Origin of the sequence: Leptospira stimsonii (genome assembly GCF_003545885.1) — a bacterium.
GTDB lineage: Bacteria > Spirochaetota > Leptospiria > Leptospirales > Leptospiraceae > Leptospira > Leptospira stimsonii.
This window is the reverse complement of sequence record NZ_QHCT01000004.1, coordinates 397,578-413,067: the sequence shown is the minus strand read 5'-3', so window position 1 is coordinate 413,067 and position 15,490 is coordinate 397,578. Positions and strand designations below refer to the sequence as shown.

General features: G+C 41.9%; 11 protein-coding genes. 9 read left to right on the top strand and 2 right to left on the bottom strand.

The window, feature by feature from the left end:
- The first annotated feature begins 11 nt into the window (after positions 1-11).
- From DLM75_RS16465 to DLM75_RS16435, 7 genes are all read left to right on the top strand, one after another.
- Positions 12-236, top strand: a complete 225-nt coding sequence (locus DLM75_RS16465) for a YgaP family membrane protein (RefSeq protein WP_118969573.1) — start codon at positions 12-14, stop codon at positions 234-236.
- Entirely contained in the window at positions 233-1,663 is a 1,431-nt protein-coding gene (locus tag DLM75_RS16460; RefSeq protein WP_118969572.1) for a TolC family protein, read from the top strand. The genes DLM75_RS16465 and DLM75_RS16460 overlap by 4 nt, the downstream gene beginning before the upstream one ends.
- Positions 1,653-4,847 carry an efflux RND transporter permease subunit gene (locus tag DLM75_RS16455; RefSeq protein WP_118969571.1) on the top strand — a complete coding sequence of 1,065 codons (3,195 nt, stop codon included), beginning with the start codon at positions 1,653-1,655 and terminating at the stop codon, positions 4,845-4,847. Before DLM75_RS16460 ends, DLM75_RS16455 begins: the two co-directional genes overlap by 11 nt.
- Positions 4,848-4,915: 68 nt before the next feature.
- On the top strand, positions 4,916-6,397 hold the full coding sequence (locus tag DLM75_RS16450) for a SpoIIE family protein phosphatase (protein ID WP_118969570.1): 1,482 nt from the start codon (positions 4,916-4,918) through the stop codon (positions 6,395-6,397).
- A gap of 1 nt (position 6,398) precedes the next feature.
- The gene (locus DLM75_RS16445; protein ID WP_118969569.1) at positions 6,399-7,838 is read left to right on the top strand and encodes a tetratricopeptide repeat protein; all 1,440 of its coding nucleotides are present in this window, start codon (positions 6,399-6,401) and stop codon (positions 7,836-7,838) included.
- Positions 7,835-8,833 (top strand): LB_137 family protein, encoded by a 999-nt coding sequence (locus tag DLM75_RS16440; RefSeq protein WP_118969568.1) that lies wholly within the window; start codon positions 7,835-7,837, stop codon positions 8,831-8,833. Before DLM75_RS16445 ends, DLM75_RS16440 begins: the two co-directional genes overlap by 4 nt.
- A 9-nt stretch (positions 8,834-8,842) precedes the next feature.
- A complete protein-coding gene (locus DLM75_RS16435) occupies positions 8,843-9,241 on the top strand; it encodes an STAS domain-containing protein (protein ID WP_118969567.1) in 399 nt (132 codons plus the stop codon).
- A 113-nt stretch (positions 9,242-9,354) separates the two neighbouring features.
- On the opposite strand, the gene DLM75_RS16430 is transcribed toward DLM75_RS16435, so the two are convergent.
- Positions 9,355-9,750 (bottom strand): hypothetical protein, encoded by a 396-nt coding sequence (locus DLM75_RS16430; protein WP_118969642.1) that lies wholly within the window; start codon positions 9,748-9,750, stop codon positions 9,355-9,357.
- A 431-nt stretch (positions 9,751-10,181) separates the two neighbouring features.
- A complete protein-coding gene (locus DLM75_RS16425; protein WP_118969566.1) occupies positions 10,182-11,783 on the bottom strand; it encodes an EAL domain-containing protein in 1,602 nt (533 codons plus the stop codon).
- An 890-nt stretch (positions 11,784-12,673) separates the two neighbouring features.
- On the opposite strand from DLM75_RS16425, the gene DLM75_RS16420 reads away from it, so the two are divergent.
- Both DLM75_RS16420 and DLM75_RS16415 read left to right on the top strand, forming a co-directional pair.
- On the top strand, positions 12,674-13,783 hold the full coding sequence (locus tag DLM75_RS16420) for an AraC family transcriptional regulator (RefSeq protein ID WP_118969565.1): 1,110 nt from the start codon (positions 12,674-12,676) through the stop codon (positions 13,781-13,783).
- Positions 13,784-14,026: 243 nt separating this feature from the next.
- Entirely contained in the window at positions 14,027-15,175 is a 1,149-nt protein-coding gene (locus DLM75_RS16415; protein WP_118969641.1) for a helix-turn-helix domain-containing protein, read from the top strand.
- Positions 15,176-15,490: the final 315 nt, after the last annotated feature.

Here is a 15,490-nt window from a genome sequence, read left to right as displayed (position 1 = left end):
AGGAGAATGAGATGAACCGTTGGTATAGAGAAAGGCTACTTTTTTTGATAGCAGGCACCGTATCTTTGATAGGCGTTACTTTGGGACTACTCGTGAACCCTTGGGGTTTCCTATTGAATTTCCTCGTAGGAATCAATATGATCCTCTTTGCATTCGCGGGCTTTTGTCCGATGTCGCTGATCTTAAAAAGTTTCGGAATCCCCTCTCTTCGTGAGATTCAAGGAGAAAGGAGATGAAATCCTTTTCAGGAATTCTTCCGATTCTTTTCGCCTTTTTCGCCTCGCCCTTTTGGGGCGAGGTTTACGCCGATAGCGTTCTTGAATTTTCGGAAGTATGGACTAAAATTCAAACGCAGGCCCCCAACTTAAAATCGAAAGCTCTGGAAGTCCAAGCCACGGAAATCTCGAAGGATCGTGCTAAAAAACACTGGCTCCCAAAAATTTACGCCGATGTTCGTTCCTATCAGACAAACGATCCTGCTCTGAATTTTATGGGGAAACTCGGACAAAGATCGGCGACTCAATCGGACTTCTCCACTGCGAGCGTTCGTTCTCAACCTTCCAATTTTTTGGATACGAATAATCAACCCTACACCGGTTTGAATTCGAATACCGCGAATATTTTCGCAAAAGACACACTGAACAATCCGGGCTCTCAAACCTACGCCCGAGGGACCTTGGGAATAGAACTTCCTCTTTATGAAGGCGGAGGGAAATCATCCGCATCCCTTATACAAGAGAAACGATTGAACGCCGTTCACGCAGAAGAAAAATACATTCGTTTTCGCGAATATTCGAACGCCGCTGTCGCTTATCAATCCATTCTTCTTGCCGAAGAAAACGGAAAGATCGCTGAAAATCTTCATCGTAAAATCTCCGACTTCCTAAACCAATATCAGTTAGGGAACCGCTCCAACCTCGTGGGGTTTTCCGGATCCTTGGCGCTGAAGTCATTACAACTTATATTAGATGTTTCTAAAAAAGAACAGGAGACCGTTCGACAAAGCGCAGACGAAACTCTTCACTTTCTCGCCGTTGATCTTCCCGAGGATTTTAAACCGAAAAAGAACACTCTCCTTAAGTTTGTGGAAGAATATCTTCCTCTTCCGGGCGAACAAGAATCAGGTCATACTCCTCTCTCGGATGCTTATTCGGCTTATGCGGACGGAGCGAAAGAATCCGTGAATTCGGAAAAATCCAAATTCTTACCCAAAGTGGCGGCCTACGCGGAAACGTATGCATACGACGGGAATCGAAATTTTGCAAATTCTTACAACGCCGGCATCTATCTGCAAATGAATCTTTTAAGTCCGACCGACATAGGCGCGTTAGACGAAGCAAAAGTGAAGGCAGAAGGAGCGAAAAAAAAATCCGAAGAGATTAAACTCAGAGAGGAAAGTAATTTTAGAATTCTTCTCCAACAGGAAAAAACACTTTCGGAAAACCTTAAATCGATCTATGAATCGGTCCGAATCCAAGAGGAGCAATTACAGGTTTCTCAAAAACTTTTCCGCAACGGAACCATCCAAGCACCTCAACTCGCGGAATCCTTTTCGGCGATGGTCCAACTTCTCAAAATGAAAACCGCTTCCGAATCGGAATATCTGAGAATTCGAGGCGAGCTCTCCATCTACTCAAAAAGAGGAAATTCCAATGAAAGATAAACAAACACAGAAGACAGGTTTCGCGGGGAGGATTGCACTCGCGTTTGTTCATTCCAAACTCACTCCGATTCTTATCTTCTCGAGTCTCTTTTTAGGAATCATCGCGGTCTTTCTGACTCCGAAGGAAGAAGAACCACAGATCTCGGTTCCGATGATCGACATTCAACTTTCCGCTCCCGGTTTTAGCCGTTACGAAGTGGAACGCAAAGTCACCGAACCAGTTGAAAGAGCGGTTTGGGGCTTGGAAGGTGTAGAATACGTCTACTCCGCAAGTAGTGATCATGGTGCGATCGTCACCGTTCGTTTCGAAGTCGGACAACCCTTGGAACCCTCTCTCGTAAAAATTCACCACAAACTCATGGAAGTCCAAAGAGAGTTACCGCCTAACGTGGCACCGGCGACCGTTCGATCCTTGACGATCGACGACGTCCCTTTTTTAGCGCTATCGTTTAGCTCCGATCAGAGAGACGATTACTCCTTACGAACGTTAGTCGCTCCTTTAGCAAGAGATCTTTCCGGAACTCCGGATCTTTCCAAGGTTGAACTTTTGGGAGGCAGAAAACGTTCCGTTCGTGTAATCGCAGACCCTTCTCGAATGAATCGCTCCGGGATCAGCATCTCCGACATAGCCAATGCCTTAAAACTCAACGATACGTTTCTTCCGGTCGGACAAAACTGGGGAAAGGAAAAAAAATACGACGTAGAAGTGGGAACGACGATTTCCAAGTTACAGGACGTAAGTTCTCTTCCGGTTGCACAACGCGGAGGGCGTGTGATCCGAGTTTCAGACGTCGCTGAAATTGCGGAGGGTGCGCAGGAAAGAAATAAACAATCCATTCTCTACGATAAAACCATCGACGGAAAAGAAAAAAACTCGGTCACAATCAGCTTCTCCAAAAGAAAAGGAACGAACGTGGTCCCTCTATCCCAAGAACTTTTAGAAAGAGCGGAAAGTTTCGGAAAGCGTCTTCCGCAAGACGTAAAGATGTCCGTGATCCGAGACTACGGTTCCACAGCGGATGCAAAGTCGAAAGAATTGATCGAACATCTTTTGATCGCGACAATTTCAGTCAGCATCCTAATCGCACTCTGGATGGGTTTTCGGGCTTCCATTGTGGTTTCAGTGGCGATTCCGGTAACGCTGGCATTGACCTTGGCTCTTTATTACTTTTTAGGTTATACGCTCAACCGTGTCACGTTATTCGCTCTTATCTTCTCGATAGGAATCCTGGTCGACGACGCGATCGTGGTCGTCGAAAACATAGAACGACACCTGAAAGAAAATCCAAAACGAGGAATCTTAGAATCCACGATCGAAGCCGTTTCCGAAGTGGGGAATCCGACGATTCTCGCGACGTTTACCGTGATCGCGGCGATTCTTCCTATGGCGTTCGTGAGAGGGCTGATGGGTCCGTATATGAAACCGATCCCCGTCGGAGCGAGTCTTGCGATGCTTCTTTCCTTATTGGTCGCGTTTATCGTAACTCCTTGGATCAGTGTTCGACTTTTGAAAACGACTCACTCACATTCCGAGAAAGAAAAAATTTCCAAACTGGATCGAATTTACATACGGGTAGTCGACTGGTTGCTCGCATCGAAAGTGAATTCCCTCAAATTCGGAGTCGGGATCGTGGGACTTCTTCTACTCGCTTCCTCCTTGGTCGCGTTCAAAGCGGTAAAGGTGAAGATGCTTCCTTTCGACGATAAAGACGAGTTTCAGGTGTTGATCGACTTTGATCCGAAAACTCCCCTTTCCAAAAGTATCGATCGTTCCAAAATTCTCGCGGAAGGAATATTAAAGAATGAGAATGTAGAGAAGGTACAAATTTTCGGAGGAGAAGCGGCTCCCTTCTCCTTTTCGGGAATGGTCAAACACAGCTTTCTTAGAAAATCGGATTGGCAGATCGATCTTCACGTCGTTCTCAAATCCAAGGAACATCGATCGATCAAAAGTCACGAGATCATCGAGTCATTGCGTGAAGAGATCGCTAATTTCGGAAGAATGGAGAACGCGATCACAAAGGTCTTGGAGATTCCTCCCGGACCTCCCGTACTCGCCACGTTCGTAGCCGAGGTCTACGGACCGAACGAAACGGAACGAAAGAAAACCGCATTCGAAATTCATAAAATTCTTTCCGAACAGGAAGGAGTCATCGATCTGGATTCGAGTTTGAGGGCGGGAAGACCGAAGATCGTCTATCCGTTTGATTCCAATCTCGGAGGAGTGTTGGGAGTACGTTCGGAAACGATCGCGAGAGACGGACAGTTTCTTTTTTCCGAGACGCCGATTCTTTCCCTATCCGAAGCGATTCATCCGGAAGAAATCACTGTAGATCTATCGGTTGCGGATCGAATTCGTTCCTCTCAGGCGCCGTTTCGTCCGATGACGGTTTCTTCGTTGGAAAGCGGATCGATTCCTTCCGAAAGTGTATTAAATAATTCTTATATTCGTGAGAATCTTACGTTAAACCGAAAGAACTTGCGATCAGTGGAATACGTCACGAGCGAGTTTTACGGAGCAGAGGAAGCGCCGGTCTATGGAATTCTCAAATTGGCGCCGAAGATACACTACCCGACCGGAACGGCGGAAACTCCGCGAAACACCGATCAAGTTTTCGTAAAATGGGACGGAGAATGGTTTATCACATACGAAGTCTTCCGAGATTTGGGAGGAGCCTTCGCTCTTGTGATGATTCTCATCTATGTCCTCGTTCTCGGTTGGTTTAAAAATTATTTCCTTCCGCTGATCATCATGGCGCCGATCCCTATCTCTTTGATCGGGATTCTACCGGGACATTGGTTTACGGGAGCCTATTTTACCGCAACATCGATGATCGGTTTTATCGCGGGCGCGGGAATCATCGTTCGAAATTCGATCATTCTCGTGGACTTTATCGAATCCGAGATTCGTTTGGGAAAACCGCTCAAACAAGCGGTGATCGACGCAGGCGTAGTTCGATTTCGACCCATGCTTCTCACCGCGTCCGCTGTCGTCGTCGGAAGCGCGATCATGCTCTTGGATCCGATCTTCCAAGGACTCGCCGTTTCTCTGATCTTCGGGGAAATTGCGGCGACGATTCTCAGTCGATTTGCGGTTCCAACGCTCTACTATTGGTTCTTAGGAAAGAATCGAATGGAAGAATTACACTCCGAAACGGAATCAACTTTGCATTCGATCCAATGAAACAAAAGAATCCAATTTATAGAATGCAATGATTTTTGAAAATTTAAAAACGATAATCTATCTTGGTCATGAAGAAGTCTCTTCGATTACAGATTATCGTCATTTATACGATCCTAACCGTGGTGAACCTTACGTTTGTCGCGGTTATGATTTTCGAAAATCAAACCGACCTTTTGATTTCGAATTTTACTCTGGAATCGGATCGAGTCGCGAGAGAAATTCTCAAAAAGATAGAATCGTTCGGCAATGTCGATTATCAAAATTCTTCTCAGATCAACGAATTTCAGAGTAAACTTTTTAGCATCGGTCTCACCAATTTTACCGTTTTAGAGATCGAAGATACTTCGCTTGAAAAAACTAAAACACTTCTCTCCAACGGCGCGGTTTCCCCATTCTCCGATCTCAAATCAAAATTGAGTAAGATTTCAAGCGCAAAAGCGGCGCTCAACACTTCTTACGATATCGAATTGGATTCGGATCAATTCATTGTTCATCTGATTTTTTTTCTCAACCCGAAGACGTTCCTCATCTCCGAAATCAAAATGCGGGAAATGATCGATCGTCTTCGCTCCCTTTATATTCAGCTCGGACTTCTGCTCGTTTGGGGGTTCGGTTTTCATATTCTTTTTGGAATCTTTCTCTATCGTAAGATCTTTATCCGTCTTTTTCTTCTCAAAGAAGTCAGTGAAACGATGGCCACCGGAGATTTGAATGCCAGGGTTTCTTGGAATCAATCGGCCCAAGACGAGCTGGATGCGTTAGGAAATACGTTCAACGGAATGGCGGAACAGATCGCTTCGCAGTTTGATGCGCTTCATCTCAAAAATACACAGATCCAAACGGAGTTAGAAATCGGAAAGAACGTTCAGGAATGTTTTCTTCCCGGAAAAAGAAAACAATTTCGTTTGATCCACGCAAACGTTCATTACCAACCGATGCGGGAGGTCAGCGGAGATATCTACGACATTATCGAAATCAACGAGGCTCGCACGGCATTCTTCTTGGCGGATGCGACGGGCCACGGGGTTTCGGCGGCCTTGATCACTTCTATCATTCACTACAATATGCAGGATATTCTGAAAGAAACGATCAATCCGGCCGAGGTATTCAATCGACTCAGCGACAATCTTTTCGAAACTCTACAAGGCACCTTTTTCGCCACGGGAATCTTTTTTCTCTTTGAAAAGGACGGCTCCGCCTACTTCTGTAGCGCCGGCCACAATCCGATCTACTATTTCCGTAAGAACAAGAAAACGATTCTCACCTTGAATTCGACCGGATTCGTTTTGGGAATCGGGATTCCCGATCCTTACAAGGTTCTTAAAATTAGAACCGAACCGGGGGACAAGATTCTCATTTACACGGATGGGATCTTAGACGCGGAAAGTCCTACCAAAGAACAATTCGGGGACGATCGCCTTGTGGAAACGTTTCAGAAATACGCCGAACTTCCTTCGGAAGAATTGTTGTCTCGCTTACGTTCCGATCTTCATTCCTTCGCGAATCATTTTCCGGACGACGTAACTTTTGGAATCTTAGAGATCGCTTAATATGAAAAAGAGCGCGTTTATCGCCGTCATCGGCTTTTTTATTATCTTGTGCTTCGGCTTGATCGTTCTTGATACCAAACTCTTCGAACTCAAAGTAATATTAGAAAAAAGGAAAGTGCTCAACTTTTCTTTTTCGAGCGAAATCCTAAGATCCAAGTTTGAGAGTATTCTCTCCAACAAAGAAAATCTCCGAGCGGAGATGAATCTCAACAATCTTCAGAGTTCTCTCATAGAAAGTGACGGGCTTCCTTCTTTTCAAACGAGTTTCTGGCAAAATTTCGGATCAGGTTTGATCAATGCGGTTCGTTTTGTTACGGGGAAACCGCCGATTCACTTTGAACTCAATTCTTCCAATATCCGTGCTTTAGAACGTGCCTTTCGTTTGGAAAGGAATCAAGCCTATAAGGACGCCTACAACGCGTATTCCGAAACGCTTCCCTCCTTTCCCAAAGGGAGCGAGGAAAGCGGATTCATTCTTTTACACCAAGGTTTCTGTCTCGCGGCTCAGGGAGAATTCGACGCGGCTATCAAAGACTTACAGAAGGTCTTAGAAAACAATCCGGGAAGTAGTTTTGCAAACGACGCGGAAATTTTGACGGGAGTGATTCTCAAATCCAAGGAAAACGCAAAGGAAATCGAAGCGAATTCTGAAAGCCCGGAGGCGAAAATTCGAGCCTACTTTGCAAAGGGAAATTACGCGAAAGTATTGGAAGAAATTGCCAAAACGGAACTTCGTTCCGCTGAGATGAAATACCTCCGTGCGTATTCTCTGGAAAAGACGGGAAATCAAAACGAAGCGATCACGGAATACGCTAAACTTGCATTCTCCGATACGGACAAAGAGATCGCGATCAAAGCGAACCGACGTCTTTTGATGTTGGGTCATTACTACAACGCAGGTTCCGAGATCGCGAGAATTTCGGACAGGAACGCAGAACGCCTCGGTGACGTTTCGGAAGCCGCAACGATCCGAACATCGGCGGAAAAATTGAAACTCGGCGAAGAAGAATCGAAACAAACCAGAGAACCGAATTCTTCTAAGGAAGTCCTAAAAACTCCGATACAAGAAGTCATCGCGAATTCCGAATCCTTTCTAAAAAAAGCGGACGAAGCCGCGAAAGCCGCCGAAATTCGGAATTACATCGCGGTTCATATTGCGGACGCCGCACCGGTTTACGGAGAAAGGATCCTAATCGACGGAGATCGGACAAAATTGTTTTCCACACACTTTCCGATCACCCTTCCGACTTATACGATCCAATCGATCTCTCTCGAGAAAAAACCGGTCCGAAATTCCAAACTGAAATTCGTAAAAGATTCCAAAACAACTTCTTTTCTGAAAGCGATCTTCGAAGACGATCAATCCATCACTCTGATCGAAAATAAAAAACAACAGAAGATCGATCTAACCTCACCGATCACAATCGAGTTATCCAAATGAATCGAATTTTCGCGTTAGTCGCTCTTTTCCTCTTTCTTACGATGCAAATCGAGGCGCATCGTGTCGTCTTAAAAACCGGAGAAATCGTAACGGGCCAATGGAAGGATGGTGACGGGCAAAACGATCATATCGTAATTATCATCGACGGAATCGAAAGAAAGATCGAAAAAAAGGAAATCCTAGAACTCTTTTTCGAAGAAACGGGTAACGGCCTATGTTTTAGCCCGAAAAACGAATCCGAAAAAAAATGCGGCTTAAAACTTTTGAAGCTGAGTTCGCAGACCGTCTATTACATGGATGAAACAAATCGTTATCTAAGAATTCCTCTTCCAGATTTAAAGGAACTTACCATCGAAGAACCTTCTGCCAAAATTTTAGAACAAATATCACAAACAGGAATTCGCGTTCGAATCGTATCGGAACAAAGTCATGATTCTCTTTTCAAAATCGAAAGGATAAACGGAGAATCCATTTTTCTGCAAAAAGAATTTTCCGAAGCTCCGATTGAAATTCTAAAAAAGGAGATCCAAACTCTCACTTGCGTCCTAGGAGAAGATCCGAAAAAAGATGGAGATAAAAGTTCAAACAACAAAACCTCCGTCACGCTCATCGACTATTTAATTCCAGGGTATTATTTAAAAAAACAAGGGCATACAAAATCCGGATACACGCTCATGGGATTGACGGCCTTCTTTGTATCAGGCGCTTTCCATGAATTTTTAGAAGCAAAAAAAGCAAATTCCGGAGCACCGACCTTGATTCCACAGGGAAACGGATCCGTTCTTTGGCTTGAATCGGAAAACGACGAATTTCAAAGGCACAAACAACTCAACCAAATTTTCCTCCTCTCCCTGGCGCTCACCTATATTTTTAATGCGACTCTCTTAACGTTCCCTGTCACATACGAGTTGTTATTTCGAGAAACGGAGCGTCCATTAGAACCGTCGCTTGGGAAAGAGCAAAAAATCGAAATGAAAATAAACATTAACTTTTAGGAACATACAATGACAACAACCAACAACTCGAAAGATGAACTTTCAGTAGAGATCGTATCGAATTCACATGTACAACAAAGTCTCAAACCGAATATCAGCATCATAAAAGCAAAAGGAGAAATTAACATCTTTTCCTCCAAAAAATTAAAGGATGTTTTCACGGATAAGATCGACGAAGGAGTCACCGTCCTTCTTTTGGATCTTTCCGAAACGACCCATATCGATTCTTCCGGTTTGGCGGTCTTGATCAGCACACAGGCGAAGCTGATGAAACAGGTAAAGGGGGGATTGGTCCTCTATTCCATACCTAGTTCAATCATGAAAATCTTCGAGCTCACTCGATTGGATAAGCTGATATCGATGGTGATTGACTTGGACGCGGCAGTCGACAAAGGCTTGAGCTACTGAAATTTCAGGAAGGAAGAATTGTTTGAAAACACCTACTCTCGATAACGAGCAGTAGGTTGATCGTAGAGCAAATAATAATCTCTCCGAATTCAAAAAAGAATTCGAGTTTTGAATTAAGAACCGTCTTGTATCAAATAGTCCAAGTGTAGACGAATGTCCGGTTCCTCCGACGAGACATTTTCAAAAAGAAGATCATCCTCGACCTTATTTGAAATCAGTTGATCCAATTCATTCGGATCTTTTACCAAGTATGTTCCATTGAAGATGCTGTAATTTTCGATCCAGAGTTCCAATTTCTTACTATCCGAAAGGAGAATACAGTTTTGATTCACTCGAATCGAATCGGAGATCATCTTTCTAAAATTCGTAAGATTGGGGAAGTCCTCGTTTTCAATTCGATTTAGATCCAGAATGTAAATCCCGGAATAATCGTCGAGAATCGAAAGAATTACATCCCTCACATTCATAATGGAACGGTTGTCAACTACACCGGAGAGCTTAATCCACATCACTCTTGTGGCGGCTCCTTTCCCATGGAACGTAACGAACTCGTTGCTAACCTGCATTTGTTTCCTCTCTAAAAAAACCTTTCCTCTCCCTTTTTTACTCGTATTCACGAAACGGAATCTAACATCGAATCCAAATCCGGGTTCCATTCAATTCCACGTTATTCGCTCTTTTCAAAGGAAGAATGACAATCGAATTTTTAAAATTTCAATTGTTTCTTATACTTTGTAGAGTGTATAGGATTTCAGAGATACTTCGCCGCATTCTATAACTGGAACACTTTTTTACGAATGGCATCCATACATTTACAAAATGACCTACAATTGGAGTTCGTTTTTATCCCGTATAACGTTCATTAGGCGTATACGAAGAACGAATCATACTTAGACCCGTCCGTGTATGAAATAAATTTTCGACTTCAGTTTAAAGAATTTTACTTTGGTCCACCTGCGAGTGTAAGAAAAGGAAGATCATAAAGATTCGAAGGCTTTCCATAAAGAAATCCTTGTAGGTAATTTGCACCACAATCGATTGCAATCTTTTCTAGAGTAGAATTTTCAATTCCTTCGAAAACGGTTTTTTTACCGAGGGAAAGCAACACCTGCGAAATCGCTTTGAGTACACTTCTTTTACTCAAATTTGAATCCGTACCCAAGATCAGACTTTTATCCAGTTTTACATAATCACTTTCGATCTTTTCAATTCGGGAAAAGTTGGAATTGCCTACTCCAAAATCATCGATCGCAATCTGAAATCCGAATTTTTTCAAAATAGACATTTGTTCTATGATCAATGGGGTTTCCTCGTAGCGACTTTCCGTAATTTCCAAGATCACAGAAGAAGGAGAAAGACTTAAGTTAGAAAAGTAAAAAATCAGATTATCTGCAAATTCCGGATTCTTAAGCTGAAATGGAGAAATATTAATCGAACAGATAAAGTCGGAAGACGGACAACGTCGTTTCAATTCCATAAAATCTCGAAACGCGTTGCGTATCACCCAGGACCCGATTGAGCTGATCAGACCCGATTCTTCCGCAAGTGGAATGAATATGTCAGGACTGATCATCCCCTTTTCCGATTGATTCCAACGGGAAAGCGCTTCTAACGAATGAAGGGTTCTTGTCTCGGCGGAAAGAATCGGTTGATAATGAAGAAAAAGTTCTTTTTTATGAACGGAGTTTCTCAAAGACAAATACGTTGCGATCATCTGAGAAGAGTCGTTTTGGCTTTCTGTCGCATAGCGACTAAACGGATATTCAATCACCTGATTTAGATTGCTTCGGAGTCCTCTTAAAATCTGAAGCGGGGTCGCATCCAATTCCGCCGTATGATAACCTCCGATCGACAACTTGAGGTGAAATTCATGGCCTTCCACTTGAATCGTATTCTTCATATAAGAGATTAAACTGGAAGGAATCCAATTGATATCAACGTCCGGTTTGTTGATCTGATAAGAAAAGAATATCTGATTTGCGGAAACCCGAAATCCCAAATTCTGAGAATTCGTGATCGTTAAAAATTCAGCGTGTAAATCCAGAAAAACGGCTTCATAGATCTGATTTTCGAACTGATGAAGGAAGGGATGGTTGTAAATTTCAATATTGACGAGATAAAAATACGTGCTCTGCAATTTGAGAGAGCGAAGAAGACCATTTCGGAGAGAACGAAATCTTTGAACACGGTGTTTTTCCGAATTGATCGAAGCCTGAGTCGTAGATTCGATATGAACAAAAACAACCTTACTTTTGGAGTTCGTTTCAAAATTGATCTTATAAACACGATCCAAAGCGGAACGAACCACTAACCGAATGCGGCGATCGGCTCTTACTTTTCGAATCCCCGCCCCATGCGCATAGATATTGCCATATTCTAAAAATCTCTCGATGGTTCTGCTGAGTTTCGAATCCGACTTCAGCAAAGAATCGTATTCGATGTCCGAATACAAAAGGTCTCCCCCGAAATTGTACAGGGCATAGCTATAGGTTCGAGAATCGAGGTCGCGATCCAACGGAACATCTTGAAAGCGAGAAAGCATTCTAAGATTTTACAGTAAAATAGATCCTTTTCCTTTCAATTTATAACCTAAGTGATAAGCAATTTCAAATCGAATCAACAAATCCCTTCAGAGTGGAATTAGAATTTTCTATTTTTCTAATTTACGACTGGAAAATGTTTTCTGATCCAAAATAGAAATTCTTGGCTTCCGAGAAAATTTGAGTCCATTTCAATTTCTGAGGATTCATCCTTTGAAAAAGAAACGAAGGAAATGAGGTTTTGAGTTAACTTTCCAAAATATAATCTGAAGAGAGAACCCTTCCCCATTTCACAATCTCCCGATCTAAGAAAATGGAACCTTATCATTTTCCGAAACCCACTTCCGAAATTTATTTCTCGCTCTCCTTTCTTCTAAATTTAATTCGAACAAAAGATTGAAAACAAGACAATAGCTGATTCGCCTCTTATAAAATTGGTCTGGCTTATCGATCTCTCTTCTTTTCAAATCCTTAAGTACATTCTTGTTCGGATTAAAATTTGACCAAGCACCTTTTAAAAAACGCTAGCTTTCACATTATAATCAGAATCAATAAAAGAATTTTTCATGTCCGCTCGGGCAGAATTTATCCAAATAATCTGAATATTGTGACGACAAAATATTTAATTTCATGATAGATCGATTTGAATTACAATAATACCGTAATATTCACTTTTTATATTGTAATTTTAAATCAGAACGTAATTTCATTTCTTTCATAATAGAATGATCTATTTTTTATAGAATTTGATAAGAAGAAATAGAATTCGTTTTAAAATTTAATTTATTCTTTTCAAAAATCAGAATTCGATCGATTTTGATTTTATAAAAGATTTGCTTTAGTTTTTCATACAAAGAAATCAGAAAATTCCAAAATTAGAACATGAAGAGTTATGGTGAATATTAATTTAGATTTATTCTTAAATGAAACGTTCTTGATCGGTCTCATTCGATTTGGTGCAGGCTTTGCATTGATCTTAGGAGTTGGCAATTGGATTCGCGCTCAGAAACAAATCGATTACCTCATTTCGTATGTTCTGATACTGACGGCTATCTTTCAGGCGATCGACGAAAATAGTCTTCTCCTGGTGAACCATCTCTGGCTTTCCAAACTTTTATTTTTAATCGATATCATCGCGTTAGCCGCAAGCGGCACCTTTGTCTTTCTGATTTCTTCGATGATTTTTCGTAAATTTACGGAATTACCCCTCTTTTACTATTGGAATTTTTTGGGACCCTTCCTGCTCGCAATTCCGATCGCTACATTCTATGAAACGCCAGGGAGCAAAGAACTCGATTTCTTTCTCTTTATGGCCGATCTCTACGTTATTATCTATTTCTCCATCGCGATGGTCAACATCTGGAGGGATCGAGAATCCGTCCTTTCTCGTATGAATTTCCGAATGATCCTGATTTTAGTGGTTCTCATTTCCCTTTGTATTCCCTTGGAAATTTGCGGAATTCTTCTGGAAAATAAATTTCTGATCCTTCTTTCAAGCGTTCACACGACGTTTGTCCTTGTCTTTTATTACTTTATGACCCTTCTTTTTCCAAAGATATTGGACTTTTCGGAGATCGAGTCGAACAAGAATCTAACCAAACGTTCTCTCCTGCATGATATCGATATTCGTGCTCTTGAAGAAAAATTAGCGTATATGGTAAAGGAGGAACGAATCTATTTGGATGAAGACATTCGACTCCCGGATCTTTCGGAAGAACTCGGTATTTCGGTCCATCAGCTTTCTTATTTTCTCAATAACCATTTGGGACTCAATTTCAACAACTACATCAACCGATTTCGAGTCGAGGAAGCAAAATCGATGTTACTCAACGACCCCACGCGCTCGGTCGTCTCGGTCGGAATTGCGGTTGGTTTCAATTCCAATTCTTCTTTTTATAAGGCATTTTATAAGGAAACTGGAATGTCTCCAAAACAATTTAGAGAATCACAGCCGAGAATTATTCACTACCCTTCCTCTCACGATGTTCAGCTAAAAAACTAATTCGTTCTCTGAAAGGTTTTCTCGGCCGATCCTTTGTCAAATACTCCTTCGGGGAAATTGACAAAGAATCGTCGGGGTCTATAATTTATAGAATATACTTCCGATTAATTTAAATTCTAAAATAGAATATTCTGATTTTTATAATTTCAACAATTTTCAATTATATTTGCCGACGCATTTCAATCGGAAAGGCGTTACACTTGCCTCCAATCATGTTTGAAAATAAAAGAGGAGGCGCATCGAATGTTTAACTTGAATACATTATCGGATATCATGTCTTCCACCGTTTTCTCGGACGTAAACTTGTTCTACACGCACGCGGCAGGAGTCGGAACGGGAATGATCATGGCGATTTCCAGATTTTACGGAGGGAAAAAAAACGAATTCAACAAAGCGTATGGAACGATCTTATTGAGCGTGAGCGTCTTTTTGATGGCAAACAACAGAATCATCTTTCCGCAAGAAACGGATCCGAGACTTCTAAAAGACCCATTCTTTTTAGGTTTTTATTTCGGGCTCGTTTTGTACGCCAGTTCTGCGGTTTTCATCTGTATGAAGTTCGTCTTAGGGAACCTAGAAAACCCTTGGTATTATTGCAAACGACTTATCGGAATTCTCCCCGTAGCGATCGGATTCGCGTTCGTTTTGCCAAGTTTCGTCTATATCTGTGTTTGTGACGGAATCGGAATCTGCATCACACTTTATACCTTCGTTTGGTCCAGTTATACGATTCGAAAAACCGGAAAAGAACCGGTTTTCTATCATTTTCCGTTCATCAGTTTTGCAATTTCATTCTCCCTAGTTTTGGATCTTTCCGGAACGATTTTGGAATCCACAAAGATGCTTTTGTTTTCCGAACTCATTCCGGGAATCATGCTGGCGTATGTGACTTTGATTGAGAGAATCCATCCGATCCTTTTCAGCAAAGTAAATGGAGAATCAAAAACGCCTGAAGTCGTAGATTCACGGCAATTAACGGAAGATCCGATTCCACTCTTCGACGAAGAAGAAGCCCTTCCGGAAATGAGCCGAAATATATTAGAAGGTGTGGAACTCAGCAAAATTGAAGAAAGAATCAACGCATTTCTGCAAATTCGAGGATATGCAGACGAAGAGTTGAGACTCCCCGACTTTGCTTCCTATTTGGGTCTTTCCACACATCAGGCTTCTTATTATATCAACAAACATATGTCGATGAAGTTTGCGGATTTCTTAAACATGAATCGAATCGAGGACGTAAAACGAAATCTGAGAAACAAGTCTCACATGAATCTTTTGCAGATTGCTTTAGAATGTGGATTTAACTCGGCGTCTTCGTTTCATAGAGCCTGCGTTAAATTCACAGGAAAATCGCCCCGCGAATTTCGTAAGTTGATCAATTCTCAGAATTGAATTTGTAGATAGAATTCCTTCCGAAACGTTTCGATACAAAGGAGACAAGTCCTTTGTATCGAAAGTCTTTTTTGTATCTCTGGGTCTTCATTTTTTTACGGTGAATTTTTGTTACAGCTCCTACAAAAAAAGAAAATCCAGAATCAAACTCGGCTCATTTCCTAATTTACGCAACGATTGAAAACGCAAGGGAGAATTTGCCATTCCTTCCATTTGAAACTCTCAACCCAAAGCAAGAATAGCGAATCAATTCAGAAGAATAAAAAAAATCTACCTGACCAATGAATGCAAATTGGCCAAATAGACAGAATGTTT